General features: G+C 48.6%; 27 protein-coding genes and 1 tRNA gene. 15 read left to right on the forward strand and 13 right to left on the reverse strand.

The genetic code is table 11. The features are described 5' to 3' along the window. Positions 1–259 precede the first annotated feature (259 nt). Both AC4QZR_RS16990 and AC4QZR_RS16995 read left to right on the forward strand, forming a co-directional pair. Positions 260–733: a hypothetical protein gene (locus AC4QZR_RS16990; protein WP_494481997.1), complete on the forward strand. Its 474-nt coding sequence runs from the start codon at positions 260–262 to the stop codon at positions 731–733. 65 nt (positions 734–798) lie between these two features. Then, a complete protein-coding gene (locus tag AC4QZR_RS16995; RefSeq protein ID WP_494481998.1) occupies positions 799–1,341 on the forward strand; it encodes a hypothetical protein in 543 nt (180 codons plus the stop codon). A gap of 98 nt (positions 1,342–1,439) precedes the next feature. Here AC4QZR_RS16995 and AC4QZR_RS17000 read toward each other — a convergent pair whose 3' ends face one another. The 4 genes from AC4QZR_RS17000 to AC4QZR_RS17015 form a co-directional block, all read right to left on the reverse strand. Then, on the reverse strand, positions 1,440–3,377 hold the full coding sequence (locus AC4QZR_RS17000; RefSeq protein ID WP_494481999.1) for a CHU_0125 family OmpA-like outer membrane integrity protein: 1,938 nt from the start codon (positions 3,375–3,377) through the stop codon (positions 1,440–1,442). A 25-nt stretch (positions 3,378–3,402) separates the two neighbouring features. Then, positions 3,403–3,885, reverse strand: coding sequence for a hypothetical protein (locus tag AC4QZR_RS17005; RefSeq protein ID WP_494482000.1), 483 nt, complete (start codon positions 3,883–3,885; stop codon positions 3,403–3,405). A gap of 172 nt (positions 3,886–4,057) precedes the next feature. Further along, positions 4,058–4,876 carry a (Fe-S)-binding protein gene (locus AC4QZR_RS17010; RefSeq protein WP_494482001.1) on the reverse strand — a complete coding sequence of 273 codons (819 nt, stop codon included), beginning with the start codon at positions 4,874–4,876 and terminating at the stop codon, positions 4,058–4,060. A 105-nt stretch (positions 4,877–4,981) separates the two neighbouring features. After that, positions 4,982–6,355, reverse strand: a complete 1,374-nt coding sequence (locus AC4QZR_RS17015) for a 4Fe-4S dicluster domain-containing protein (protein WP_494482002.1) — start codon at positions 6,353–6,355, stop codon at positions 4,982–4,984. 167 nt (positions 6,356–6,522) lie between these two features. Here AC4QZR_RS17015 and AC4QZR_RS17020 point away from each other — a divergent pair. Both AC4QZR_RS17020 and AC4QZR_RS17025 read left to right on the forward strand, forming a co-directional pair. Beyond that, positions 6,523–6,598: transfer RNA gene (locus AC4QZR_RS17020), tRNA-Phe, on the forward strand. 278 nt (positions 6,599–6,876) lie between these two features. Continuing rightward, on the forward strand, positions 6,877–7,383 hold the full coding sequence (locus AC4QZR_RS17025) for a TlpA family protein disulfide reductase (RefSeq protein ID WP_494482003.1): 507 nt from the start codon (positions 6,877–6,879) through the stop codon (positions 7,381–7,383). On the opposite strand, the gene AC4QZR_RS17030 is transcribed toward AC4QZR_RS17025, so the two are convergent. Continuing rightward, entirely contained in the window at positions 7,380–8,477 is a 1,098-nt protein-coding gene (locus tag AC4QZR_RS17030; protein ID WP_494482004.1) for a J domain-containing protein, read from the reverse strand. The two genes, AC4QZR_RS17025 and AC4QZR_RS17030, sit on opposite strands and share 4 nt — an antisense overlap. 152 nt (positions 8,478–8,629) lie before the next feature. Between AC4QZR_RS17030 and AC4QZR_RS17035 the strand changes: the two genes are divergently transcribed. Genes AC4QZR_RS17035 through AC4QZR_RS17045 form a run of 3 tightly spaced genes read left to right on the forward strand, consistent with a single transcriptional unit; the run spans position 8,630 to position 10,387 of the window. After that, the gene (locus AC4QZR_RS17035) at positions 8,630–9,004 is read left to right on the forward strand and encodes a phage holin family protein (RefSeq protein WP_116545028.1); all 375 of its coding nucleotides are present in this window, start codon (positions 8,630–8,632) and stop codon (positions 9,002–9,004) included. Next, a complete protein-coding gene (locus AC4QZR_RS17040; RefSeq protein WP_494482005.1) occupies positions 9,001–9,645 on the forward strand; it encodes a hypothetical protein in 645 nt (214 codons plus the stop codon). The genes AC4QZR_RS17035 and AC4QZR_RS17040 overlap by 4 nt, the downstream gene beginning before the upstream one ends. Further along, positions 9,623–10,387: a phosphoglycerol geranylgeranyltransferase gene (locus tag AC4QZR_RS17045; RefSeq protein WP_494482006.1), complete on the forward strand. Its 765-nt coding sequence runs from the start codon at positions 9,623–9,625 to the stop codon at positions 10,385–10,387. Before AC4QZR_RS17040 ends, AC4QZR_RS17045 begins: the two co-directional genes overlap by 23 nt. Here AC4QZR_RS17045 and AC4QZR_RS17050 read toward each other — a convergent pair. From AC4QZR_RS17050 to panD, 6 genes are all read right to left on the reverse strand, one after another. Continuing rightward, positions 10,370–11,293, reverse strand: coding sequence for an AraC family transcriptional regulator (locus AC4QZR_RS17050; RefSeq protein ID WP_188500711.1), 924 nt, complete (start codon positions 11,291–11,293; stop codon positions 10,370–10,372). The two genes, AC4QZR_RS17045 and AC4QZR_RS17050, sit on opposite strands and share 18 nt — an antisense overlap. A 158-nt stretch (positions 11,294–11,451) precedes the next feature. Then, the gene (locus AC4QZR_RS17055; RefSeq protein ID WP_494482007.1) at positions 11,452–12,591 is read right to left on the reverse strand and encodes an acyl-CoA dehydrogenase; all 1,140 of its coding nucleotides are present in this window, start codon (positions 12,589–12,591) and stop codon (positions 11,452–11,454) included. A gap of 192 nt (positions 12,592–12,783) precedes the next feature. Further along, on the reverse strand, positions 12,784–13,464 hold the full coding sequence (locus tag AC4QZR_RS17060; RefSeq protein WP_188500713.1) for a zinc metallopeptidase: 681 nt from the start codon (positions 13,462–13,464) through the stop codon (positions 12,784–12,786). 13 nt (positions 13,465–13,477) lie between these two features. After that, positions 13,478–13,966, reverse strand: coding sequence for a D-glycero-beta-D-manno-heptose 1-phosphate adenylyltransferase (gene rfaE2 / locus AC4QZR_RS17065; protein ID WP_494482008.1), 489 nt, complete (start codon positions 13,964–13,966; stop codon positions 13,478–13,480). After that, a complete protein-coding gene (locus AC4QZR_RS17070; RefSeq protein ID WP_494482009.1) occupies positions 13,950–14,993 on the reverse strand; it encodes a lysylphosphatidylglycerol synthase transmembrane domain-containing protein in 1,044 nt (347 codons plus the stop codon). The genes rfaE2 and AC4QZR_RS17070 overlap by 17 nt, the downstream gene beginning before the upstream one ends. Before the next feature lie 9 nt (positions 14,994–15,002). Then, entirely contained in the window at positions 15,003–15,350 is a 348-nt protein-coding gene (panD, locus tag AC4QZR_RS17075) for an aspartate 1-decarboxylase (protein ID WP_116545020.1), read from the reverse strand. Between the two features lie 224 nt (positions 15,351–15,574). Between panD and AC4QZR_RS17080 the strand changes: the two genes are divergently transcribed. Continuing rightward, positions 15,575–16,159: a hypothetical protein gene (locus AC4QZR_RS17080; RefSeq protein WP_494482010.1), complete on the forward strand. Its 585-nt coding sequence runs from the start codon at positions 15,575–15,577 to the stop codon at positions 16,157–16,159. Between the two features lie 332 nt (positions 16,160–16,491). Here the strand turns inward: AC4QZR_RS17080 and panC are convergent, their stop codons facing one another. Beyond that, a complete protein-coding gene (panC, locus tag AC4QZR_RS17085; RefSeq protein ID WP_253401360.1) occupies positions 16,492–17,346 on the reverse strand; it encodes a pantoate--beta-alanine ligase in 855 nt (284 codons plus the stop codon). A 137-nt stretch (positions 17,347–17,483) separates the two neighbouring features. Here panC and AC4QZR_RS17090 point away from each other — a divergent pair, with 137 nt between their 5' ends. The 3 genes from AC4QZR_RS17090 to glmS all read left to right on the forward strand — a co-directional run bounded on the left by AC4QZR_RS17090 (position 17,484) and on the right by glmS (position 21,592). After that, positions 17,484–18,299, forward strand: a complete 816-nt coding sequence (locus AC4QZR_RS17090; RefSeq protein ID WP_188500717.1) for a glycogen/starch synthase — start codon at positions 17,484–17,486, stop codon at positions 18,297–18,299. Beyond that, a complete protein-coding gene (locus tag AC4QZR_RS17095) occupies positions 18,283–19,662 on the forward strand; it encodes a DUF4270 domain-containing protein (RefSeq protein WP_494482011.1) in 1,380 nt (459 codons plus the stop codon). The genes AC4QZR_RS17090 and AC4QZR_RS17095 overlap by 17 nt, the downstream gene beginning before the upstream one ends. Positions 19,663–19,756: 94 nt before the next feature. Continuing rightward, on the forward strand, positions 19,757–21,592 hold the full coding sequence (glmS, locus tag AC4QZR_RS17100) for a glutamine--fructose-6-phosphate transaminase (isomerizing) (RefSeq protein ID WP_253401364.1): 1,836 nt from the start codon (positions 19,757–19,759) through the stop codon (positions 21,590–21,592). Positions 21,593–21,645: 53 nt separating this feature from the next. Here the strand turns inward: glmS and AC4QZR_RS17105 are convergent, their stop codons facing one another. Then, positions 21,646–22,329, reverse strand: a complete 684-nt coding sequence (locus AC4QZR_RS17105; protein ID WP_494482012.1) for a 3-hydroxyacyl-CoA dehydrogenase family protein — start codon at positions 22,327–22,329, stop codon at positions 21,646–21,648. Positions 22,330–22,377: 48 nt separating this feature from the next. Between AC4QZR_RS17105 and AC4QZR_RS17110 the strand changes: the two genes are divergently transcribed. From AC4QZR_RS17110 to AC4QZR_RS17125, 4 genes are all read left to right on the forward strand, one after another. Next, positions 22,378–22,758: a RidA family protein gene (locus tag AC4QZR_RS17110; RefSeq protein WP_253401368.1), complete on the forward strand. Its 381-nt coding sequence runs from the start codon at positions 22,378–22,380 to the stop codon at positions 22,756–22,758. 329 nt (positions 22,759–23,087) lie between these two features. Next, positions 23,088–23,450 (forward strand): hypothetical protein, encoded by a 363-nt coding sequence (locus AC4QZR_RS17115; protein ID WP_494482013.1) that lies wholly within the window; start codon positions 23,088–23,090, stop codon positions 23,448–23,450. A 185-nt stretch (positions 23,451–23,635) separates the two neighbouring features. Beyond that, positions 23,636–24,286 (forward strand): hypothetical protein, encoded by a 651-nt coding sequence (locus AC4QZR_RS17120; protein WP_494482014.1) that lies wholly within the window; start codon positions 23,636–23,638, stop codon positions 24,284–24,286. Between the two features lie 215 nt (positions 24,287–24,501). Beyond that, positions 24,502–24,945: a hypothetical protein gene (locus AC4QZR_RS17125; RefSeq protein WP_494482015.1), complete on the forward strand. Its 444-nt coding sequence runs from the start codon at positions 24,502–24,504 to the stop codon at positions 24,943–24,945. Positions 24,946–25,056: the final 111 nt, after the last annotated feature.

The raw sequence follows: 25,056 nt of genomic DNA on the forward strand, positions 1-25,056 counted from the left end.
CTTTGTATATACGGCAAAAAGAAACGCTTTTAAAAAGCCGTGGTGGCAATTATTGGTCGGGCCAGCATTTCATAAAGCCAAATCCAGCAGGTATAAAGCAGCGCGTTTCGAATAAGCAGCCCCTATACCTTGCAACCTTCCTGCAATATATTGACTCCTCTATATAAACAAACTTAAATAAAATATGATAAAGAAATTATTGATTTCATGCTTCAGCATGTGTTTTGTTGGTGCAGCACAGGCGCAAGATTCACTGCAAGTGCAACCTCAACAAGTGTCGGCGCCTTATAAATTGGCTGTCGGCCTACGCTACGCAACCGGACCGGCAGGCTTGATGCTTGGGGTAACGGCTAAGTACTTCATACGGGAACAGTCCGCCTTAGAAGCTTATTCGGACCTAAACCCTGACTCCCGCCAGTTTCTTTCTTCCCTCAGCTACATCTGGCAGCCAAAACTCGCTACATCAAACCGCCTCAGGCCATATGCAGGTATAGGCGTTGGCTTGCTCCGCACCAACAATCCGGCGCCTACATACTTCGATGGACCCGCATCCTATATTAATCCGGTTGTTGCTGCTTCTTTCGGCGCTGAATACTCTTTCAAGAAGCTTCCTCTGGCCCTTTCGCTCGATTACCGATCGACCTTCCTGCGCTATGGGCGCACCACACCAAACTATGTGAACCATTACAGGTCCAGCAATTTAGGTATAGGTTTGAAATACACCTTCCGCTAGGGACAAGTCTATACCTGCATCCTCATCTTTTACAATTAACAGCTCAGAAAACTAACCCTTTATTTATGATCAAGAAAACATTGCTTATCCTATTCGGTGCTTGTACCTTCCTGGCTGTGCATGCACAGAATTTGCCCGATACAAAGCCACAAGCTTCAGCACCTTACAGGGCGGCTGTCGGGCTCCGTTACACAGTAGGAGGCGCAGGCTACACAGATCTCGGTCTAACGGCCAAGTACTTTATCACGGACCAAACAGCCTTCGAGGTCTATACAAAGCTACCTTTCTACTCGCGTGACTACCTGGCTTCCCTGAGTTACATCTGGCAACCGAAACTGGCTTTCTCGGAACGCTTTCGGCCCTATGTAGGTGCAGGCGCGGGAATACTGCGCCATACCAATTCACCGCTTGAACATGAGGGCAAACCCCGTATAAGCCCAATTGCTTTCGGAATGGTAGGTATAGAATATCAATTCAAAAAGCTCCCAATGGCTCTCTCGCTGGATTATCGCACACCACTGCTCAGCAGTGGGACCTACGCCCCAAATCACAACCACATTAGTCGGGTAAGCAGCCTTAGTGTAGGCTTGAAATACACCTTCCGGTAGGTATAGCACAGGCACAGAAACAGCATCGGCGGTTACAGTACAAGACTGTAGCCGCCGATTTTTATTTGCTGCAGGTATAGCGCTATACCTTCTACCTGTTACTCCTGTATGCGCACGACCTTAAATTCGGTGCGGCGGTTGCGTTGGTGCTCGTCTTCGGTCTTGGCGTTGCGCACCACCGGGCGGCTCTCGCCATAACCTTTGGCCGTAATACGCGACTTATCAATCCCTTTGGAGATGATGTAGTTCACGGCAGACTGAGCACGACGCTGCGACAGGTCCTGGTTGTAAATATCTACACCACGGGAGTCGGTGTGCGAGCTCAGCTCGATGGAGATGCGCGGATTATCTACCAGTATCTGCACCAGCTTGTCGAGCTCTTCAGCGGCGTCCGGTCGGATGTCGGCTTTGTCGAAGTCGTAGAAGATGTTCTCGAGCACAATGGCCTTCTCTTTCACGATCTCAGTCAGCAAGAGGTCAGCAGTCAGGCGCACTTCGTTTGGCAACTGGTTCTGCGGTGGCATCTTGCCTACGGTCGTTACGCGCTGGCGGGCAGCGAAGAAGCCGGGTTTCTCTGCCAGCAAAGAGTAAGCTGTTGCGCTGTCGAGCGGGAAGGAAAACTTGCCCTCTGCATCAGCTGTGGTTTCGGCAATTTTCTGTCCCTTACTGTCCTGCAGCACCACCAGTGTGTTCGGTACCGCCGTCTGCTGCTTGTCTTTGTCGCGGCGCTGGTATACCGTACCGTCCACAAAGAAATTCACCAGTTTGCGTGCTGATTTGGCAATAGCATAAATGTCATCGCCCCCTTTGCCACCTTCGCGGTTAGAGGAAATATAGCCCGTAAGAGCATCCTGGAAGAAGATACCAAAATCGTCGCCGCTGGAGTTAACCGGCACGCCCATGTTAACAGGTTTACCCTCTTCTACCTTGAAGACATCGAGCCCGCCCAGTCCTGGCAAACCATCAGAGGCGATGTAGAGCGTACCGTCCGGGCCTACATACACATAGCTCTCGTTGCCCGGCGTGTTAATCGTCGGACCCATATTTTCAGGCGCAGAGAAGCGGCCATTGTCGTCGATGGTAGTTTTGTAAATGTCGTTGCCTCCAAGTCCTCCTTTGCGATCGGAGGAGAAGTAGAGTGTTCTACCATCAGGGGCGAAAGCCGGAGAAGAATCCCAGGCGCGCGGATCGCTGATGCTAATCAGTTTCGGCTCGGTCCAGGCGTTGGAACGGTAAAACGAGATGTACAGGTCTACATTGCGGCGGCCTTTCTTGGTGCCCTCATTGCCGCGCGCAAACACCATGGTGTTGCCTTCGTCAGCAAAAGTAGCCAGCGCATCGTGCAGGTCTTCGGTGTTTACACCTTCCAGCTTGCGCACGGCTGCCCCCAGATTGGCCGAGTCACCCAATGTAGTCGCATACAGGTTCAAAAAGCCTTCACCATTGCCCAGGTATGTTTTGCCTGGTCCTCGGGAGGATGAGAAAACCAGTTCGTTGCCACGCACAAAAGGTGCAAAGTCAGAGCCCTCTGTATTCAGTGCTTCCAGGTTATAGATCTCAAAGCCCGTGTTCTTTTTCAGGATGCCGCTCAACTGGCTCAGCGTTTCAACTTCGCGCAGGGCCAGTGCCTTGAGCTCTGGCTTGCTGCCGATGCGGGCGTAATCCTGCATCTGGCCCAAAGCAGCTTCATACTTGCCATTGGCTTTCAGGGCCATACCATAATAGAAGAAGCCCTCCTCCTTGCGGTAGTTGTTGTCGAGTGCAGCCTTATAATAAGTTTCGGCCTCCGCCAGTCGGTTAGACAGGCGGTACGACTCGGCTATGCGGTAATTGATCTCGCCGGTGTTCTTTGCCCCCTTCAGCGCCTGCTTATAGTACTCGATGGCCCGCTCATACTGCTCTTCTTCAAAGCGCTTCTCGGCCTTGCTCAGGTACATGCCCGCGCCACAGGAGCTGAGCACCACGGCCAGCAGCAGAATGGCTGCTGTAAACTTCAGGTAATGGGCCACTGACTGTGTCGATAGCGTCTGCTGCATGGGGGTAGTTTTTGAATTAGCGGATCTAAAAATACCTGGAGAGCCAGCTTTGCTGCGCCGGCCGTGGCCAGGCATCCTGCAGCTCTCCGTAATTATTTACCAATGTATCAAAATATAAGGTCTGTCCGTCAATCTCGCCGGCGGCCACTTTATTTTTCAGCTCGTTCATGCCCACCACCTGCATCTGGCCGTCTTTCAGGAAAGCCAGTCGGGTACGGTCGAAGAACGAAATACCAAAGCGCTCCTCCAGTTCCCGCACAAAACTCACCGAAGAGTCGATGGAACATCCACTGGCAGAGGTAACGGTTTCGTTGTTGGCCAGCACCAGAAAACGATCGTGCAATAAACTGGCCGACGCCTGTAGCCCCGCGCCATGACTGCTCCAGTCAGTAGCAAAACGCTCCAGCATGGGCTTTATTTCTTCCTGCTCTTCCGCCGTCAACGCCCTGTCAGCCTGGTAGATCCAGAGCCGGGCATGCGGTGGCAATTGGTCAAAAGGAATGTACATTTTTTATTGTTGATTGTTGATTGTTGATTGATTTCTTAAAGGGTAGTCGGCTGGTGATGTAAACTCCGCAAAAGCTATACCTGTTCTCACCTGATTACCTGGCAAAACAGCTATACCCGAACAAGTCCGGGAGTAAAGCAACAATCAGCAATTATCAATCAACAATCAGGTATTACTTACTCAACCCTTCCGCTTGTGCGATCAGCTCGGCAATGTCAAAAACTTTTACGCTTTCTTCCTGCTCCTTGTTTTTCACGCCGTCGCTCATCATCACCATGCAGAACGGGCAGGCAGTTGCGATCACGCCATCGCCTGTACCAAGAGTGGCCAGGGCTTCTTCCGTACGCTCGATGTTGATGTCTTTGTTGCCCGGCTCCGGTTCTTTGAACATCTGGGCACCACCGGCACCGCAGCAAAGTCCGTTGGCACGGCTGCGCTTCATCTCCACCAGGTCGGCATCAAGAGCGGCCAGCACATCGCGCGGGGCTTCGTAGATGTCGTTGGCGCGGCCCAGGTAGCAGGAGTCGTGGAAGGTGATGCGCTTGCCTTTAAAGGGCTCGCCACCCTGTACCTTCACCTTGCCCTCGTTGATGAGTTGCTGCAGGAACGTGGAGTGGTGAATCACTTCGTAGTTGCCACCCAAATCCGGGTATTCGTTTTTGATGGTGTTGAAGCAGTGCGGACAGGCCGTCACGATCTTCTTTATATTGTAAGCGTTGAGCACCTCGATGTTGGTGATGGCCTGCATCTGGAACAGGAACTCGTTGCCGGCGCGCTTGGCGGGCTCGCCGGTGCAGCTTTCTTCGGTGCCCAGTACGGCATATTTTACGCCTACGTGCTCTAAAATTTGTACAAAGGCACGTGTTACGCGCTTATAGCGGTCGTCGAACGAACCGGCACAGCCAACCCAGAACAGCACTTCCGGCTCTTCACCGTTCGCAGCCATTTCCGCCATGGTTGGCACTTTCACTAATCTTTTATTTTCTTCCATCTGTGTATTTGAAAAGGACGAGGGACTGCTTGACGAAAGACAAAGGACATATTTGTGAGTCCAGTATCATAGAGTCTTTTGTCCTTTGTCTAAAAATTCTTTTGTCTAATTTTTTGAAGGCACATACAACTCTTCAGCCCAGTTAAAGCGGTCTGAAGACGGGAAGGCCCACGGCGCGCCGTTGTTTTCGATGTTGGTGAACATAGCGTTGAGCGAGGCCGGAGCCGCCGACTCTTCCAGCACCAAGTAGCGTCGCAGGTCCATAATGGTGGACAGTTGGTCGATGTTCACCGGGCAGGACTCCACACAGGCGTTGCAGGTGGTGCAGGCCCACAGCTCTTCCGGCGTGATGTAGCCACGCAGCAGCGTCTTTTCATCCGTAGTCTTCACGCGCTCCACGCCCAATTCTTTGTAGTGGTTTGGGGCGAAGATAGCCGGATGCTCGCCTTTCTCTTCCATGCGGTCGCGGGTATCCATCACGATCTTGCGCGGAGATAGGAGCTTGCCCGTAATGTTAGCCGGGCACACTGAGGTACAGCGACCACACTCGGTGCAGGTATAGGAATCCATCAGCTGTTTCCAAGTCAGGTCTTCCACATCCTTGGCTCCGAAGCGCTGCACGATCGGATTGCCCTCCGCGTCCATCTCCGGAGCCGGCGGCTGGTAGCTTGGGTCCAGCATGGCTTTGATTTCGTGCGTGATAGCCGGGTTGGTCGTGAACTTACCCTTCGGCCACAGCTTGGAGAAGTACACGTTTGGGAAAGCCATGATGATGTGGAAGTGCTTGGAGCTCGGCAGGTAGTTCATAAAGGCCAGGATACCGATGATGTGGATCCACCAGCCAACGCTTGCGATGGTCGCCAGCGTGCCGGCGTCGTTGCCAAAAATATCCACAAAGGAGCTGCTCACCGGAAAGGTGCCCGGCAAGGTATGGTTATTGAGCGCAGCCAGTTTCAGGTCGGCTATATTGAAGGCAAAGAGGGCAAACATCAACACGATTTCCGTGATCAAAATCACGTTGGCATCCATTTTAGGCCAGGCGCGCATCTCCACGCCGGTTGCCAGGCGCGGCACTTTGGTCACATTACGACGCCACAGGAAGATGACGCAGGCAACAATCACAAGGGCAGCCAGAATCTCGTTTACGGCCATCAGCCCATCATAGAACGGGCCCAGGAAACCGAGTACCCGGTGCGTGCCGAAGATCCCGTCGATCATGATCTCCAGCACCTCGATGTTGATCACCAGGAAGCCAACGTACACAAATAGGTGCAGCACGGCTGGCAGCATGCGCTTAAACATCTTCCGCTGACCAAAAGCCACCAGCAGGGTTTTGTTGATACGCTCCGACGGATTATCGCTCCGGTCGACGTCACGGCCTATCAGAATGTTCTTGCGAATCTTGCGAATCTGCCACACAAACAGGCCGATACCCAGGGCAGCTACTATCAGGAAGATAATGTTCTCGAGTTGAATCACGGTGAATTATTCGTTATACATACCAATTCGTAGATAAAGATAGCAGAATAGTGAGAATAAACGTATACGGAGGCCCTTTTTTAAAATATTTTTGCCCGAAAGTTTGCGTCTTCGAATTTGGTTACTACTTTTGCATACTCTTTCGAAAGAGGGAGTACAACAGAGCTGGTGATGTAGCTCAGTTGGTAGAGCAAAGGACTGAAAATCCTTGTGTCGTTGGTTCGATTCCAATCATCACCACCAGCTTAAACCCTTACCTGTACAGGTAAGGGTTTTTTGTTTTATACCCTTCTCGCGTCTGCTGCCCTACTATACTTCATAATAAGCCACTGGTTGTCTAAATTGTTTTCAGCCTAAAACTTTTCCTGCATTTTAGTAACTTAGCTGTTACAACATCTTTCGCTCTTATGAAAAGAACCTACTGGAGCGCCATTTTTGCAGGTATGTCCGCCGGCATCGGCACGGTCCTCCTGCTTGCGCTCGTTTACATGTACTTCATTCAGAACATCCAAGTCTAAGCCATGACCCGCCGCCAAACCTTCTGGACTGCCTATGCCGTGGGCTTTGCAGTTACGAGCATGATCGCCGTGTTCGCCTTTTACATGCTCAACCAGACTGTACCACAACATGTGAACTGGCAGTCGCTAAAACTCACCAGCCTGCAGGGCGAACCCATCTCCATCGACAAGTATAAGGGAAGAGTGGTGGTGCTGAACGTGTGGGCCACCTGGTGCAAGCCCTGCATCGAAGAGATGCCCTCTATGGACCGCCTCCAGCAGCTGCACCCCGATAAGATTGCCGTGGTTACCGTGTCAGATGAGGAGTTGGAAAAGCTGTTGAAGTTCCGTAGCCGGCAGACGTATTCCTTTACCTACCTCAGGGCTAACACTCCGCTTGCCAACCAGCAACTGACCGTATTCCCGACTACCTACATCCTCAACCCGAAAGGTGAGATAAAAGAGATCTACCTGGGTGGTCATACCTGGGACAGTGAGAAAATGCAGAAAAAGCTGCTAAAGTACTTCTAGCGACAGTTAGCCCGAAGTTCCAGCAGCGCGGCAGAATAGCCCAGCCGGTAGGCTTCGTTAAAGTGGGCACAGGCAGAATCGGGCTGTGCCTGCTCAAGCTCGGTGCGCCCGAGCAGGTAGTATACCCGGCCATTGGCGTTGTCGGCCTGCAGCACCTTGCGGTAGTCGGCTTCTGAAGCAGCATAGTCACCGGTTTTGTAGTAGCCGAAGCCCCTAAATGTCAAAGCGTTTGCCCATGACTCACCTTTAGAGGTATAGCGCAGAAATCTGGTAAAGTCAGCGATGGCCGGCTCGAACTTCTGCAGGTAAAACAGGCGCACTTCCCCCCTGTCCAATTGCGCTGTGTGCAGGGTGCTGTCAAGTGTAAGGGCTATCCCGAAATCCCTTTCAGCCTCAGGATACTTCTCGAGCTTGGCGAGGCTCTTGCCCCGCATCAAAAACACTTCTGCTGAGGGCCTGTCCTGTAGCGCAATCACCTGGTTCAGGTCCTCCACAGCCGCCCGGTAATTTTCATTTACATTCATCGAGATACTCGCCCTTGTCAGGTAGGCATCCGCGTGCTTTGGCCGGAAATAGATGGCATCATTCAACAGGCTGTGCGCACTGCTGTACTTGCCGTGCTCGATGTAGCTGAGGGCCGTTTTATACCTGTCTTCGCCGGTGATGTAGTCCATGGTAGACTTAAGCAGCACACTGAATACAAACATGAAGGCAAAAAAGCCGAGCGTGATGTAGAGGTCCTTGCGCACAAAGCGGCGGCCTTCGCGGCGAGGTATATTCTGGTAATGGCGCTCCGACACAGGTGCAGGAGGCCGGGTTTGCCGGTAGCGGGCGTGGTGGTGCGGCTGGTGCTGGCGTATGGCCTGTCGCTGCTCGCTCAGATACTGCAGGCGCAGGTCATAGCGCGCGCGTTTGCCCGGATCTGACAAAGTCTGGTAAGCGGAGTTGACTACCTTGAACAGCTCCTCAGCTCGCGCATCACCCGGGTTTCGGTCAGGATGATACTTCAAAGCCAGCTGCTTATAAGCCAGTTTGATCTCCTGCGCCGACGCCGTGGGGCTCACGCCCAGAATGCTATATAAGTTATGATCCAAGGAGGCTAATGTAACAAAAAAGGAATACTTAAGTTAAGTAAACACGGACAAGATACTGCAAATTCCGTAGTACAACTTTAACTGATTGCATCTTCCGTACATATTTTAATATACTACCGTATACAGAAAAAGCACTAAAAAAGCTGGGCACTATGAACGACAACGGCACAAGAGAAAAAAGCACCAATCTTATCGAGAACCTCATGGGGTACATTGATACCCGCATAGACATTATACGGCTTGAGATACAGGAAAAGATGAAGGCAGCCATGGTGGGCGCTATCCATGGGGTGTTACTGGGCTTTTTCGGCCTGATGAGTTTTCTGTTTGTGAGCATTTTCCTAGGGCTGCTGCTCAACCACCTGCTCGACAGCTCTTTCTGGGGCTTCGGAATTATTGCCTTGTTCTATGTGGTGGTGCTGGTAATACTGCTAATAGGCCTCGACAAAAAAGTGTTCCAGGGTATGGCCGACAAGGCTTTGGACAATACCATCTATAAAACCGATAAACGAGAAAATCAGATATGAGTGAGATAACAAACCCTTTGTTCGACAATGAACGGGAACTGCTGGAGCGCCAGAAAGAAGAATACAAGAAGGCGCTCATGGGCGATGTGGACCAGATAAAAACACAGGGCCAGCAAATCGGCAAAAAGGTCGCCATAGCGGGCGGTGTGCTGGTGGCAGGACTACTGCTTCGGAGCATGTTCAGCGGCGATAAAAAAAAAGCTAAAACGCTGAAGGGCAGGAAGGCTGCCAAGCAATCGAAGTACGTTGCCCGAGAGGCGGACGCGCTGGGCTTCAACAGGTATGAGTACGAACAGGAAGGCGGCTATACCGCAAGCAATGCAGACATAGCCGGATACGACTCTTTTGTGCATGAGCAAGAGGACGCCTATACCTTATCTTCAGAGCGTATGCCGTACGCGCAACGTGAACCGAAGCAACAAACCGGTGTTTCCAAAAGCTTCGTAAGCCCCGAACTGATGCAGGTCATCAGCCAGCAGGTAATGGCCCTACTCCTTGTATACCTTACGAAAAAGGTGGAGGAATACTTAAGCACTGTTTCTAAAAATAGCGATATTGCAGCAGCACCTATAGAGGTGACTGAAATAGAGACCATTGCTTATACCATTCCAGAAGAGGATGCCATTCAACAACCTTTGTAACAGACAGCAGCATGAGCCAGGCAGAAAGCACTTCGCCCTCCTGATCGATCCCGATAATCTGGACGAAGCTTCCTGCCTGAACCTGCTCTCTTTAAGCGAAACTCACCAGGTAGATTTTTTCTTTGTCGGCGGCAGCCTTATCACCACCGACAACCAAGCCGCCATCATCCGGCTCATCAAAGAGAACAGCACTATACCTGTCATCCTTTTTCCGAGCAACAGCCTGCACATCGACAAACAGGCAGACGGCATTCTGCTTCTTTCCCTTATTTCGGGCCGCAACCCCGACTTCTTGATCGGCCAGCATGTACTTTCGGCCCCCATCCTCAAAGCCAGCGCGCTACAGGTATACCCTACTGGCTACATACTCGTTGAATCCGGCCGCCAGACCACCGCTTCTTACATGAGTGGCACCACGCCTATACCTCATGACAAGCCGGCCATTGCTGCCTGCACTGCCATGGCCGGTGAACTCTTGGGCCTGCGCTACATATACCTGGACGGCGGCAGCGGTGCACTACATCCTGTTAGTTCTGATATGATCAAAGCTGTGCGACAGTCGGTAGAGACCCCTATTATTGTAGGAGGTGGTATCGATACGGCGGCTAAGGCAAAGGCAGCACTGGAGGCTGGCGCCGACGTGATTGTGGTAGGCAACCACATAGAAAAAAACCCCGGCTTTCTGGCCGAGGTTTCTCATACTATAGCTTCTTATAATCTAGCCTTAGATGTTCATCGCTGATTCGCGACGACGCATCTTACCGGCAGGTATACCGAACATCATCTTGAAGCGACGGCAGAAATAAGCTGTATCTTTGTAGCCCACGTCCTTACCGATTTCGCGGATGCTCTTCTTCGTGGTACGAAGCAGGAACACGGCGCGCTCCATACGCTGGTATTCAATGTAATCCTGTGGGTTTATACCTGTCAGCATTTTGAAGTACTGACCTACATAGTCCTCAGAAACGTTGGCAACGTTAGAAAGCACTTTGTTAGACAAGTCGCCGCCCAGGTTCTCCTTGATGTAGTTGAACAGGTCGATGAGGCGAGGGTCTTTGAAGTACGTGCTGTTGGTAGCCAACTGCTCCACAAACATTTTGTTGCGCAGAATATGGCGAACAATCTCTACCACGATATTCTCGGTGTAGATGCTGATCAGGCGCTCCTTGCCAGGCAGGTCCTGCATGTTCTCTTCCACCACTTTGATCACCAGGTTAGCCAGCTTGTTGTTTCCTGAGATCAGGAAGGCAGGCAGGTCCAGCGATGCAAAGAAGTTTACAGAATCAAACACTTTCGCTTCGAAGCTCACATAGCTGTGGCTCTCTTCAGCGTCGCCGATCAGGTCGAGGTCGTTGTTGCTCTTAAAGAACTTCTCTCTATTGGTGATCAGATCATCATTTGTGATGGAGCGGCCGTCAGTGGAACCATAGGTTACCTTTGTGCTGCGCCCACCCGGTATAAAGAGCAATTCGCCCTCTTCTACCATCTGTTCCTCCTCACCAAAGAAAATTGTACCTTTATGAAGCAGAATCAGGTTGTTGCCTACATCGTAGTAGTTGCGAACCGAGAACGGCTGCTGCAACACCAGATTTTTCGCTTTAATGAATCGCACCCCAAGCGACTCAATAATCTTATTGTAATCTTCCATGTGTGTTACCAACTAACTTTTATACTATAAACCCTTTAATTTTGTCCTAAAGCTAGGCTAATCCTTATAAAATTCAAAATATTTTAAATATTTAATTTTAATTCAATAAACCATATCCTTAGCCTAAATAACACAGCAACAAAGGTTTAAGTGCCAAATTACTTTAGTAATTCTCTTGAAATTACTATTTTCTGGATCTCAGAAGTACCCTCATAGATTTGTGTGATTTTAGCATCACGCATCAAACGCTCCACATGGTACTCTTTCACGAAACCATATCCGCCGTGCACCTGCACTGCTTCAACGGTTGTGTCCATGGCCACTTTTGAGGCAAACAGCTTGGCCATTGCGCCGGACATGCCGTAATCCTGGTGTGTGTCTTTGTGATAGGCAGCCTTCAGGCAAAGCATGCGGGCAGCCTCAATGTTGGTTGCCATGTCAGCCAGCTTGAACTGGATGGCCTGATGCTTGGCGATCTCCACTCCAAATGCCTTGCGCTCTTTTGAGTACTTCAAAGCCAGCTCGAAAGCGCCTGAGGCTATACCTAAAGCCTGCGCCGCTATACCGATGCGGCCGCCTGCCAGCGTGGACATGGCGAACTTAAAGCCGAAGCCGTCTTCGCCGATGCGGTTCTCCTTTGGTACTTTCACGTCTGTGAACATCAAAGAGTGCGTGTCAGAGCCACGGATGCCCAGCTTGTTTTCCTTCAGGCCTACCTGGAAGCCTTCCATGCCGCGCTCCACGATAAAGGCGTTAATGCCACGGTGCTTCTTCTCAGGGTCTGTCTGCGCGATCACCAGGTATACGGAGGCCGTGCTACCGTTTGTGATCCAGTTCTTGGTGCCGTTCAGCAGGTAGTAGTCGCCTTTGTCTTCGGCGGTGGTGCGCTGCGAAGTGGCGTCAGAACCAGCTTCCGGTTCCGAAAGACAGAAGGCACCGATGATCTCGCCTGTTGCCAAACGGGTCAGGTATTTCTGCTTTTGCTCTTCCGTGCCGTATTTCTCCAGGCCCCAGCATACCAGCGAGTTGTTCACCGACATCACCACAGAGGCAGAAGCGTCTACTTTAGAGATCTCTTCCATGGCCAGCACATAGGAGATGGTATCCATGCCGCCGCCGTTGTACTTCGGGTCCACCATCATACCCAGGAAGCCTAGCTCTCCCATTTTCTTGATCTGCTCAGCCGGGAACTTCTGGTGCTCATCGCGCTCGATTACGCCAGGCAGCAATTCTGTTTGTGCAAATTCACGGGCAGCAGCCTGCACCGCCAAATGTTCTTCAGTTAATTGAAAATTCATGCTTTTATATATAAAAGGACAGCGATTAATAGATTATAGTACAAAACTATGAAATTTGGTAATATCTGTGTAACCCTCCTAACGAATATTTGTTAGGCTACCGTTTTAATTAGTGCAATAACACAAAAGCGCCATCCGCTCTGAACGAACGGATGGCGCTTTGTTTATTTTATAAGTTGCATAATGCCCAGCTTAGTCGCGGCGGCCCATCAGCAGCGATACATAGTACAACAGCGTAGCCAGTGAACCAAGTGCTGCGACCACATAGGTTAGGGCGGCCCACTTCAGCGCGTCTTTCGACATGGCCAGTTCCTGCTGCGTTACTATGTTGTTGGAACTGATCCAGGCCAGGGCCCGCTTACTCGCGTCGAACTCGACAGGCAATGTCACAAAGCTGAAGATGGTCGTCAGGCCGAAAAGGGCCACACCGATCGTCAACGGAATAGGCGTGGTCTGTAGCATCAGGATACCGATCAGGATGATCCACTGCATGTAGCGCGAGGCGATGCTCAGCGCCGGCACCATGGCCGAGCGGAACTTCAGGAAGCTGTACGCTTTGGCGTGCTGCACGGCGTGACCGCATTCGTGTGCCGCCACCGCTGCCGCAGCCGCGCTGCGTGCTTCGTACACATACTCACTCAGGTTCACGGTCTTGTCAGCCGGATTGTAATGGTCCGTCAGGCGGCCTGCCACCGATATCACTTTCACATCGTGTATGCCATTGTCGGCCAGCATCATTTCGGCAATCTCGCGGCCTGTGTAGCCCGATTGCAACGGAATCTCCGAATATTTTTTGAATTTGCTCTTCAGTCTCCAGCTTACCCACATGCTGATGCCCATGAAGAGAATACCTATTAAATATATTCCAGCCATAGCTTTCTCCTAATTATAACTTATTTTGGTTTTCAATCTTTTTAACAACATTCGTGGTGGAGTAGCCTTTCACGAGCGGCACGGTCTTCACCTCGCCCCCTCTTGCAGTAACGACATCCTGCCCCACAATATTTTCGATGGTATAATCGTCGCCCTTTACCAGTATATCGGGCTGCACGGCCTTGATCAGTTCGAGCGGCGTATCTTCATCGAAGAATACTACGACATCCACAAACAAAAGCGATGCCATGACGCGCGCGCGTGACATTTCGTCCTGCAGCGGACGGCTTGGACCTTTTATACGGCTTATTGACGCATCTGTATTAAGTCCGAGCACCAGTTTATCGCCAAGTTGTCGTGCTTTCTCGAGGTAATCGACGTGACCCAGGTGAAGAATATCAAAGCAACCATTGGTGAAAACGATCTTCTGCCCCTGGTTGCGCCAGGCCTGCACTTGCTCCTGCATGTCGGACAGCGACAGGATTTTATCTTTCGAGTTCATGTATAGGTGGGTTTGCCTCCGCGAGCTCATCAGCTACGGCAGGCTTTTGCAACATTCCTGTCATAAAACTAAGTACTCCCATGGCAACTACCAAAAGTGTTTGCGATGTATGTGCCACCAGGGCGTAAGCCATACCTGCCTCCTTAGGTATACCATAAAGTAATAGCACAGTCTGTACCAGCAGGTGGTATACCCCTACTCCGCCCTGCACTGGCGCTGCCATACCGAGCGTGCCGATCACGAGCACCGAGAGCCCGGCTATTGGTGTCAGCTGCGATGTGGCAGGTATAGCATAGAACACCACAAGGCTCATGCCGTAATACATGGCCCACACAAACAAGGTATGCCCCCAGAAAGCCCCCTGGTTTTCAATTTTAGTGATGCTGAACACGCCCTGCAGCATGCCGCGCACGAAGGTGACGGTTTTTATGAAGAAGGTGTTTTGCCGCAGCCTGTTCAGGTATAGCAGCCCCAGCACCAGGAATACGAAACCGACCGCCATGACAAGTCCGACCAACAGGTATAGCGACCCGAAGCTTTGCTCCAGGCTGGCATACTTATCCGTGAAAAGACCGAAGAGAAAATCGCGGAGGCGGTTGACCTCCAGCAGAAAAGTGAGCCCCAGAAACAGGAGCAGCATGATCATGTCGATGAAGCGCTCGGCGATGACCGTGCCAAAGGCTTTGTTGACAGGTATACCATCGCTGCGGCGGAGCATGCTGCAGCGCACCACCTCGCCCATGCGGGGCAGCACAAGGTTGGCCACATAGCCCACCATCATGGCATTGTAGGTATTCCGAAAGGAAGGGGTATAGCCTGTAGGCCGTATTTGCATGTACCAGCGGTACGCCCGGCTCAGGTAGGCGGACAGGCCCATCATTAAAGAGAGCGCCAGCCAGCTGTAATTGATGTTCTGAAGCTCAGCCCACAGTTTTTCGAAGTCGAGCTCTTTTAGGGCATACCACATCAGAAATGCGGAAAGCCCCAGAAGCAGGCTGTACTTCAGAAAAGAGAGCAGTTTTCTCATGCAATGGTATTACACCAATCGGTTATGCTGATCTGGGAACACGAGCGTTGGCTGGTGGCTTTTGGCGTCTTCGAACTTGATGGAGCAGTAAGAAATCACGATCACGATATCGCCTACTTGCACCTTGCGGGCAGCCGGTCCGTTCAGGCAAACCGTGCCTGTGCCGCGCTCGCCTTTGATCACGTAGGTCTCGAAGCGTTCGCCGTTGTTGATGTTCACAATCTGCACTTTCTCGTTCTCCACCACGTTGGCGGCATCCATCAGGTCTTCATCAATGGTGATGCTCCCTACATAGTGTAATTCCGCCTGTGTTACTCGGCAACGGTGAATCTTTGATTTTAAAACCTCAATATACATGGTTTATTTTTGTAATAGGGCGCAAAGTTATGCATTTAGCTGCAGATAAACTACCAGCACGCATGCATCACCTTTAAAAGTCCTGGAGTAGGACAAGCCACGACAGTAAAAGAGCGGCTGGGGGAAAGCACATAATAATATTACTTTTATATTATATTATCGTATCTTAGAAAGAACAAATAAGAGGACAGTGATTTTATGAAAAACTTAAAAAAACAGAAATCATGAAAAAAATATTGCCTAAATTTTCACTACTTGCGCTTTTTATCATCACTCTTGCGGTTTTTATAGGCTGTACAAAGGAGGAGGAGGAGTTTGTGCCTGATCAACTTTCTATAGAAAGCAAGACTTCGGAGCTTCATCTTACTTCTCCAAATGGATTTAGGATTGCTAAAAGCAAGCAGGATATTCTTAAATCGCTCTCTAAGATCAACGGCTTAAGCACTGATTCAATTGAAATCGTTGATATAAAATATATGGAATCCAAAGTAGCCTCTGCTGCATTTGTTTCTTACAAAGTTAAAGGCAACGAATTTGTAAAGAATATAGCTATAGGGAAAGGTAAAATAGAGTTTTCTACAAACAAGCTGCAAGTACATTCTAACAATACAAGGACGTTAAAAGCTGATGGCGAGTCTTCTGCAGTAATGACTGCTTCCGAAGAAGGTCCAGGGCCAACGGTATCTTGTCATGGTTGTACTAATTGCAGAGTTGGTGGCTCGATTGAACCTAATGGCACAATTCACTTTAAATGTGAAAGCTCTTGCTGTTCAATGACTATAACATATCCAACTCCTGCTCCTGAATAATTTAAGAGTAATTTAATACTGTGTCAGCTCCGTCTCACACGCTGCCCTCTTCTTATATTAACAATTGAGCTGTTACTGCCTAGAGAGAGGATATGTATCTTCTCTCTAGTTTTTTTTAATTTAGTCAAGCTTAAAATGTAATGCAGAATGAGCATTCCCTTATGCAGCTAAAAGCATCTTTTCTTCCTTTTATTATAGACCTGATACTTAAAATCAGTTTTCGCGATATAGCGCACGAGGCCACTGTGAGATGCAAGTGCCCTCTTGTTACTGCACTTTTTTGTCGGCTGTAAGTTTTTCCAACATATAGGCTTCCCATAAGTGGTAACAACCTATATTTCGTTTAGATTCACGATCATGTTATCGATAAGGCGTACCTCGCCCACAAAGGCGGCAATGCAAATGGCTACTTCTTCCTGCGCCTGCACATCGGTTACGGGCTGCAAGGTATAGGCGTCCACTATCTCGAAGTACTCCAGCTGCAATTCGTCTACCTGGCCCAGGTAGGCGGCCACTTCGGCTTTGATGTCAGGTATAGCCTTGTGTTTCAGGTCGGCGGCTGCCATCTGCAGGGCCTTATATAGCTGCGTGGCGTGCTGGCGCTGCGTTGCCGTTAGCCGCTTATTGCGCGACGACATGGCCAGGCCGTCGGCCTCGCGCACGGTATGGTAGCACACCAGTTCCAGGTCGAAGCTCAGCGTCTGTACCAGCTGCCGCACGATGGCCACCTGCTGCAGATCCTTCTGCCCGAAATAGGCCTTGTGCGGCTGCACGATATGGAACAACTTGCTCACCACAATGGCCACCCCATTGAAGTGCCCTGGCCGGTGCTCACCCTCCATCACGGCTTCCAACGCACCGAAACTAAACTGCAGCACCGACTGTTGTGGGTATACCTCCTCCGCACTCGGCGCGAACAGGTAGTCGCAGCCGACGGTTTGCAGCAGGCTGATGTCCTGCTCGAGCGTGCGGGGGTATAGTTTATAATCAGAGGCGTTGTTGAATTGAGTCGGATTCACGAACACACTACAAATCGTAATGTCATTCTCGCGGGCCGAGGCACGCAGGAGTTGCAGGTGCCCTTCGTGCAGGGCGCCCATGGTAGGCACAAAACCAATGCGCTTGCCGCTGCATCGCAGCGCTGTCACAATGGCTCTCAGGGCTGACACCCGCTCTATAACTTCCATATTAATAGGTATAAAAGATGCAATTGCTGAAAGTCGGCAAAAGTAGGTTATAGAACATTAAATTGAAAATTAGAATAAAAAGTGCTAATTTTGCACGTCCCATTACTGTTGCTCATTAATTTTTTAATTACATACCCATGTCTAAATTGCGAATCCTGTACGCCGCCACCGAAATCCTTCCTTTCCTCCAAACCACTAAAGTAGCAGAATTTCTGAACACGCTGCCGCAGAGTATGCAGGAAAGAGGTATGGAGATCCGCATCTTCGTGCCAAAGTTCGGTATAATAAACGAGCGTAAAAACCGTTTGCATGAGGTAGTTCGCCTGTCGGGCATCAATATCGCCGTCGGTGATGACGAGAAACCGCTTGTTATAAAGGTAGCTTCTATTCCGAATGCCAAGCTGCAGGTATATTTTATCGATAACGAAGACTATTTCCAGCGCAAGTCCGTTTTTGTGGATAAGAACAACAACTTCCACCAGGACAACGACGAGCGTGCCATCTTCTTCTGCAAGGGCGTGCTCGAAACAGTGAAAAAACTGGGCTGGCAGCCGGACATCGTGCATTGCAACGACTGGATGACCGGTCTGATTCCGCTTTACCTGAAAACTACTTACAAAAAAGACCCGATCTTTAAGGATTCGAAGTCTATCTTTACGGTTTACAACCACGAGTACAAGCACAAGTTTGAAGGCGACCTGCTCGAGAAAGTAAAAATGCTTGATATCGACAACAGCATGCTGGCCTCATTGCAGGAAGCAGACCTGGACAGCTTTATCAAGGTGGGCATGGAATACGCTGACTCTGTGATCAAGACGAACGAGAACTTCAGCGAGAACATCAATGCCCTGTTCAGCGAATTCGTTGAGACAAATAAAAACATCAATACCATCAGTGCCGACGACAACCTGTGTGATTCATACTTCAACCTATATAATGAACTCAGCCGCTAGAAGATTATTCCTTTTCTTCTTTTCATTTGCCGCCCTCACAGCCTGCGAAGACCCAAAAGACATCGGACTCGAACTTCAGGACGAAAACCTGATAGGCACGGAGTTCACAGACACCCTTACCATCCGGACCGGAACCGTTTTCCAGGGGGACTCGATCCCTGCGTTCCGCTCACAGCCGCCTCTGCTGGGGCAGTATGTTGATCCGGTGCTGGGCAAGGTGCGTGCCAGCACGATCACGGAGGTAGCCCTTAACGGCAGCAGCCTCAACTTTGGCGCGGGCGCCAAAGCAGATTCGCTGGTGCTCACGCTGGACTATTCGTTTAAGTATGCGGACACCCTGAAAGCAATGCAGGTAAACGTGCACCGCCTGACCGGCTCTTTTGATGAAAGAACGTCCTACTTTACGACCACTCCTTTTCCTTATGATGCCACCCCGATTGGTTCGAAGGCTTTTCTGCCTCGTATAGACACTGAAAAGAAGGAGAATGTAACCACCAAAACCACAAGACTGCTTAAGATAAAGCTGAGCCCTGAGCTGGCAAACGAGTTTATGGCCCAGTCTGGCCAGGCAGGATTAGCCGACCAGGCTGGCTTCCGGAACTTCTTCAAAGGACTTGCGCTGACAGTGCCAGAGGATGCGAATGCAAGTGTAGTGGGCCTGACCCTGAGCAGCACCAACTCCAGCCTGGCATTGCATTATACAACGGCGGAAGGCACGGCCAAGCAGCATAACTTTTTGATGGGCACCGGAAATTACTTCACGCAGTTATCATCTGATCGCACGGGCACTGCTGTTGCGACGCTGCAGACTAACGGCAGCTTTATACCTGCCACCGATACGGGCGGAGATTCTTATGTACAGGCAGGCACGCAGTTACTCAGCAAGATCACTTTCCCTTATCTGGATAAACTCAAGGACCTTCCGGGTAACCTGATCATCAACCGGGCAGAACTGATCATACCTGTCAAAGCAGCTTCATCGACCAACAACCTGCCGAGACCACCGCAATTGGCTTTGTATGAAACTAATAGCGCAAACGAGTTCTTAAAAGACATTTCCGGCACCGTGCGTACCGTACAGGTAGATGGTGTTAATCCATTGTTTACCAACTATCCGGCCCTGGTAGCCAGCAGCCGCAAAAATGGCGTAGACTACTATACCATGAATGTAACCAGCTACCTGCAGGGCGTGATGATGGGTATCAAGTCAAATGATGGCCTGATGCTGGGTGCTGTAAGCGCCGTATCGCAGTCGAACGGGGCAGCCACTATAAGCCCTGAGGTGCGTCCATACCGCGCCATCGTTACTAACAATGAGGCAAATCCGGTGAGGCTGCTGATATATTATTCTAAGCTGCAGTAGGAAGTCCTAAATTTTAGTTAGAAATTTTATACATATTATAGAAAAGGGTACCTTTGCAGGTACCCTTTATTTTTTTAATGAAATTTTATACTATATGTGCGGAATTGTAGCATACGTAGGGCACAGAGAAGCTTGCCCTATAGTCCTAAAAGGCTTGAAACGACTTGAGTACAGAGGCTATGACAGCGCAGGAATAGCCCTGATGAACGGAGGTTTAAACATCTTCAAAAGAAAAGGCAAGGTAAGCGACCTTGAAGAGTTTATTGCAGACAAAGATGTGCACGGCCACATCGGCATGGGCCACACCCGCTGGGCTACCCACGGCGAGCCTAACGATGTAAATGCACACCCGCACTACTCTAGCTCCAAGAACATTGCTATCATCCACAACGGCATTATCGAGAACTATGCTTCCCTGAAGCAGCTCCTGATCGAGAAAGGCCATACTTTCCAGTCTGAAACAGACTCGGAGGTTTTCATTAACCTGATCGAAGACATTAAGCAGAACAGCAACTGTACGCTGGCCGAAGCCGTGCGCCTAGCCCTGCACGAAGTAGTAGGTGCTTATGCCATTGTAGTGCTTTCTAAAGATGATCAGAACCAACTCATCGCGGCTCGTAAAGGCAGCCCGCTGGTGGTAGGTATAGGCGAAGGTGAATACTTCCTCGCTTCTGATGCTACCCCGATTATTGAGTATACCAACGATGTAGTGTATATAAATGACTACGAACTGGTGGTGATCAAAAACGGTGAGTTGGAGATCCGTACCAAAGAGGACGTGGTGCAAACACCTTACGTACAGCGCCTTGAAATGGCCCTGGAGTCGATCGAGAAAGGTGGTTACCCACACTTTATGCTGAAGGAAATTTTTGAGCAGCCACGCTCTATCCTCGACAGCATGCGCGGACGAATGATCGCTGAGAGCGACCATATGATGATGGGCGGCATCCGTGAGTTCGAAAACAAATTCGTGAACGCAGAGCGCATTATCATCGTGGCTTGCGGCACTTCCTGGCACGCCGGTTTGGTGGCCGAATATCTCATTGAAGACCTCGCCCGCATCCCTGTGGAAGTGGAATACGCTTCTGAGTTCCGCTACCGCAACCCGATCCTGAGCGAGCGCGACATTGTGGTGGCCATCTCGCAGTCTGGTGAGACGGCCGACACACTGGCTGCGCTGGAACTGGCTAAGTCAAAGGGTGCTACCATCTTCGGTATCTGCAACGTAGTAGGCTCTTCTATAGCACGTGCTACAGACGCGGGTGCTTATACCCACGCAGGTCCTGAGATTGGTGTGGCTTCTACCAAAGCCTTTACGGCACAGGTAACGGTACTTTCGCTGATTGCCATGATATTGGGCAGCAAGCGCGGCACCCTGGAAACAACCAAGCTGCGCCAACTGATGGTCGAGCTGGAAAGTATTCCGGCCAAAGTAGAGAAAGCGCTGGAGCTGAACGACCAGATCGTCCGAATTTCTGAGCAGTACAAAGACGCTACTAACTTCCTATACCTGGGACGTGGTTACAACTTCCCGGTTGCACTGGAAGGTGCCCTGAAGCTGAAAGAGATTTCTTACATACACGCCGAGGGTTACCCAGCTGCTGAGATGAAGCACGGCCCGATCGCGTTGATCGACCAGCACATGCCGGTGGTAGTGATCGCTACGAAAGACAGCTCTTACGAGAAGATCGTGTCGAACATACAGGAGGTGAAGGCTCGCAAAGGAAAGATCATTGCTGTTGTAACAGAAGGTGACACGACTATACCTGCCATGGCAGACCACGTGATCGAGATTCCGGAGACAAGCGAGCACCTGGTGCCGTTGTTGTCTGTTATTCCGCTGCAGCTGTTGTCGTATCACATTGCAGTGATGCGCGGCTGTAACGTAGACCAGCCTCGTAATTTGGCAAAGTCTGTAACGGTTGAGTAACCAACGAAAAGATAGAATAAAAAAGGGGAAGCTGATTGGCTTCCCCTTTTTATTTACAGCTCGAACTTTTCTCCTCTCAGATACTTCGTCCTGAGCAGCGGGCAGATCTTGTAGCGTTCTTCTTTGGTGTCTTCGTACATCGCCTCCAGCACTTTATAGACATTGGCTATACCTATGGCGTTGGCCCACTCAAATGGTCCGTGCGGGTAGTTAGTGCCGAGTTTCATACCTAAGTCTATGTCCTGGATAGAGGCGGTGCCCTCCTGCAAGGTATAGCAGGCTTCGTTGATGATCATGCACAGAATGCGCGGCGTGGCCATACCTGCGCGGTCATCCACTACCTGATACTCCGTTCCGAGCTGCTCACAGACCTGGTGCAACTTTTCGGCATCGCTTTGTTTGTAAAGGCTCACCTCCAGCACTGGCCGGTTGAGCATGGTCGGCAGCCCGTTGAAGCCGAACAGTGTGCAGGTAGTCTCTAAGCATGATTCGTGCACGAGTGCAGCCAACTGCTTCGTTGCTGCCTGGCAAAACACAACCTGGTCTGGTGCATAATGGCACAGGCGCTCGGGTTCCTCATGCAGCAGGAAGTCAAATACGATATCGGAAGGCTTCAGCTGTTCATCAGTCAGGTGGCGGCTGTGCAGGAAGGTATAGGTATTGCCGTTGCTTCCTTCGGGAAACTTCTGTCGAAACTCAGCGGCCATTTCATCGCCAGACAAAACAAGTATGTGCATATTTCTGTACTTTTGATCATAAAGATACACATTAAAATAAATCAGACTATGAATCATAGCATCATCACTTCGACCAATGCGCCAGCCGCAATAGGGCCTTACAGCCAGGCAACGCTTCACAACGGCACCATGTATGTTTCAGGACAAATTCCACTGGACCCACAAACCGGCGAGCTGGTAAGCGGCACCATAGAAGAGGAAACACACCAGGTCATGAAGAACCTGTTTGCCATTCTGCAAGAGGCTGGTATGGGCTTCGACAATGTACTCAAATGCTCCATCTTCGTGAAAGACCTAGGCAACTTCGGCAAAATAAACGAGGTATACGGCAGCTACTTCACCGCCAACCCTCCTGCCCGCGAGACAGTGGAGGTAAGCCGCCTGCCAAAAGATGTGAATGTGGAGATTTCCTGTATTGCTGCTTTGTAGGGAGCAATGAACCTTAAGTGCTATACCTGTAGCCTTGTTCATGGGATAAGGCTATAGGTATAGTTTAGTTATTATATAGCATATCCGTAAATCCAGTTAAGTATGGCTATCTTTTTAAATCGACAAAAAATGGGATGTTTATTCCGTTTATACAGTAGTTGTACCACATTTAAAATTATAGAAAAGGAATATGCCTATGAGTTACGATAGATTTCAACCATTTATGCGCTTAAACAAAACCGCGATTACATTTAAGCCTAGTCTTTACAGTTTGGAAAGGAGGAAAACAAGTAGATGGCGGTCCTATCCATGAGGATGACACTATTGCAATGCTTTACGATGAATCAGATAGTATAGACTTTTTGGTTAATAAGAACAATTATGATGTTCAAATGGGAGTTGTCGGCAGACTAAATGACTATGTAGCACAACGATTTAAATTAGATTATTCATTTACTATGGCAGACCGATGGGCTCATGTGAAAACTGTTAGAGAACAGAAAGGAGATTCACCAGGAATGGTCTGGGCAAGAGAGATAATTGGGATTACTGATTATGATAATTTTTTGTCTTCAAACGAACCATATATGATAGCATGGTATTTTGAATCTGAACAAATAACGAAGATTTCTTTTCATTTTAACAATCCGGAGATACTTATTGAAGTTGAAGGTAAGGGAGATTTATTATAATTTCTCTAGAACAAAATCATTTGTTTAGTATAAAATCTGATTTTGAACTCTTTTGTTAATTTAACTCTTAAAGTCACAAAGAAATAACAGAGTACAATTCAGCACTGCCTATGTTCTCACTGAACTTTGAACTTAAGCAGTACAAAACCATTTGTGGTAATTTTAATAAATCAAAAAAATAATATATGAATTTTATTGAATATAGTTCTGGTTGTAGAAGTTGCTTTACTGGAGCATCAATGAATTCCTCTCTTGGGGTTTATGATGAAAACATGGATGAGTTCATTGAAAAGAATGAGTATGAATTGACTCAAATATTAGAGAGCATAAGGAAAGAACAAGGTAAACACTGTGAAAATTGTGGGTCGTACAATATGGAAGTATTGGATGTTAAAATAAATGGCCGCCCAGTTTATGACTTTTATGAACTTCAAGATCAATATGACAACGACGAGGATGACTATAATTTTGATGATAATGACGATTCTGAGGATGATTTAGATGAGGAAGAAGATAATAATTTTAGATATATATTAGCAATTAATGTATCAAAAAATGATGATGAACTATCAATTACAATTACTGGTTCAGAAAAGGTAGACACACATACAGCTAGTGAAATATTCAAAAAATTAACGGATGAATTTTCACGACTTTCTAATGAAAAGTTTATTTCTCATTCAAATGGAAACCTTTTTGTTTGTATAACTGGAGAATACGACTTTATGAATGGTAATATTACAACAATAATTCATCGTTTTAGGACAATTGGAATATCCAGAGAAGAGGCTAAACATGTAATAAAGATTTTAACTAGAAAATACCAGATTAGTTAATCTGGTATTTCATGTGATTATTGGAGAATCTAAGAAAACCAACTCTCAACATTGTATAAATGTTATGGTTGATGAATTAGAATTTTGGTAGAAATTATAAAAGCCATGACATTAGAAGAAGCAAAATTAATTTATAATTCACATAATGAATCTTTAAAATGATATTAATAACTGCATTTGTGGAAAAATAATGGAGCTTGTATTCGAGTAATAAGATGTACGGTACTGAATTAATAGAAAAATATTTTTCACATCATCCTAATAAAGATTTTGATGAGGAATTTAGAAGCCTAGCTGGATTTTTTTGTGGTTATAAAAATACAATTTATAAATATGAAAAATTGGCTGATAATAACATAAAGGTTTATTACAGAGACGTAACAGAATTACGCAATGTACCCTTAATAGAAAACGGCGTAAGAGTTGGTCATTATCGTCTAGATGAACCTCATACCACTTTCACTCGTGAAGCCTCTTTTTTGTGCGTAAATATATTTGAAATCGTAGAAAAAGAACCAGTAAAACGTTGGCGGTTTAAAGATGTAAAAATCAAAAATAAGTTTTGGAGCAAAAATCTAATTATACATATTGACAATGAAAATTTAAACTTAAAAATTGAGTGTCAATCTATTATGCCAGATTCATTTGTATCTAATTGAAAGCTTTTAAAAAATCACTTCTGCCAAACAACTAAGCCTTCCTTGGGTACGGAGTGCCCACAATAAAGCCGTGGTTGCACTTTACCGATTTGCCTATACTATATAATGGAT

The organism is Pontibacter sp. YIM B11418, from assembly GCF_059278805.1.

Bases quoted from the DNA above. Each gene is read 5' to 3' on its own strand.
- AC4QZR_RS16995 (WP_494481998.1), top strand. From the start codon at position 799: ATGATCAAGAAAACATTGCTTATCCTATTCGGTGCTTGTACCTTCCTG.
- AC4QZR_RS17000 (WP_494481999.1), bottom strand. From the start codon at position 3,377: ATGCAGCAGACGCTATCGACACAGTCAGTGGCCCATTACCTGAAGTTT.
- AC4QZR_RS17005 (WP_494482000.1), bottom strand. From the start codon at position 3,885: ATGTACATTCCTTTTGACCAATTGCCACCGCATGCCCGGCTCTGGATC.
- AC4QZR_RS17010 (WP_494482001.1), bottom strand. From the start codon at position 4,876: ATGGAAGAAAATAAAAGATTAGTGAAAGTGCCAACCATGGCGGAAATG.
- AC4QZR_RS17025 (WP_494482003.1), top strand. From the start codon at position 6,877: ATGACCCGCCGCCAAACCTTCTGGACTGCCTATGCCGTGGGCTTTGCA.
- AC4QZR_RS17035 (WP_116545028.1), top strand. From the start codon at position 8,630: ATGAACGACAACGGCACAAGAGAAAAAAGCACCAATCTTATCGAGAAC.
- AC4QZR_RS17040 (WP_494482005.1), top strand. From the start codon at position 9,001: ATGAGTGAGATAACAAACCCTTTGTTCGACAATGAACGGGAACTGCTG.
- AC4QZR_RS17045 (WP_494482006.1), top strand. From the start codon at position 9,623: ATGCCATTCAACAACCTTTGTAACAGACAGCAGCATGAGCCAGGCAGA.
- AC4QZR_RS17050 (WP_188500711.1), bottom strand. From the start codon at position 11,293: ATGGAAGATTACAATAAGATTATTGAGTCGCTTGGGGTGCGATTCATT.
- AC4QZR_RS17055 (WP_494482007.1), bottom strand. From the start codon at position 12,591: ATGAATTTTCAATTAACTGAAGAACATTTGGCGGTGCAGGCTGCTGCC.
- AC4QZR_RS17060 (WP_188500713.1), bottom strand. From the start codon at position 13,464: ATGGCTGGAATATATTTAATAGGTATTCTCTTCATGGGCATCAGCATG.
- rfaE2 (WP_494482008.1), bottom strand. From the start codon at position 13,966: ATGAACTCGAAAGATAAAATCCTGTCGCTGTCCGACATGCAGGAGCAA.
- AC4QZR_RS17070 (WP_494482009.1), bottom strand. From the start codon at position 14,993: ATGAGAAAACTGCTCTCTTTTCTGAAGTACAGCCTGCTTCTGGGGCTT.
- panD (WP_116545020.1), bottom strand. From the start codon at position 15,350: ATGTATATTGAGGTTTTAAAATCAAAGATTCACCGTTGCCGAGTAACA.
- AC4QZR_RS17080 (WP_494482010.1), top strand. From the start codon at position 15,575: ATGAAAAAAATATTGCCTAAATTTTCACTACTTGCGCTTTTTATCATC.
- panC (WP_253401360.1), bottom strand. From the start codon at position 17,346: ATGGAAGTTATAGAGCGGGTGTCAGCCCTGAGAGCCATTGTGACAGCG.
- AC4QZR_RS17090 (WP_188500717.1), top strand. From the start codon at position 17,484: ATGTCTAAATTGCGAATCCTGTACGCCGCCACCGAAATCCTTCCTTTC.
- AC4QZR_RS17095 (WP_494482011.1), top strand. From the start codon at position 18,283: ATGAACTCAGCCGCTAGAAGATTATTCCTTTTCTTCTTTTCATTTGCC.
- glmS (WP_253401364.1), top strand. From the start codon at position 19,757: ATGTGCGGAATTGTAGCATACGTAGGGCACAGAGAAGCTTGCCCTATA.
- AC4QZR_RS17105 (WP_494482012.1), bottom strand. From the start codon at position 22,329: ATGCACATACTTGTTTTGTCTGGCGATGAAATGGCCGCTGAGTTTCGA.
- AC4QZR_RS17110 (WP_253401368.1), top strand. From the start codon at position 22,378: ATGAATCATAGCATCATCACTTCGACCAATGCGCCAGCCGCAATAGGG.
- AC4QZR_RS17115 (WP_494482013.1), top strand. From the start codon at position 23,088: ATGCTTTACGATGAATCAGATAGTATAGACTTTTTGGTTAATAAGAAC.
- AC4QZR_RS17120 (WP_494482014.1), top strand. From the start codon at position 23,636: ATGAATTTTATTGAATATAGTTCTGGTTGTAGAAGTTGCTTTACTGGA.
- AC4QZR_RS17125 (WP_494482015.1), top strand. From the start codon at position 24,502: ATGTACGGTACTGAATTAATAGAAAAATATTTTTCACATCATCCTAAT.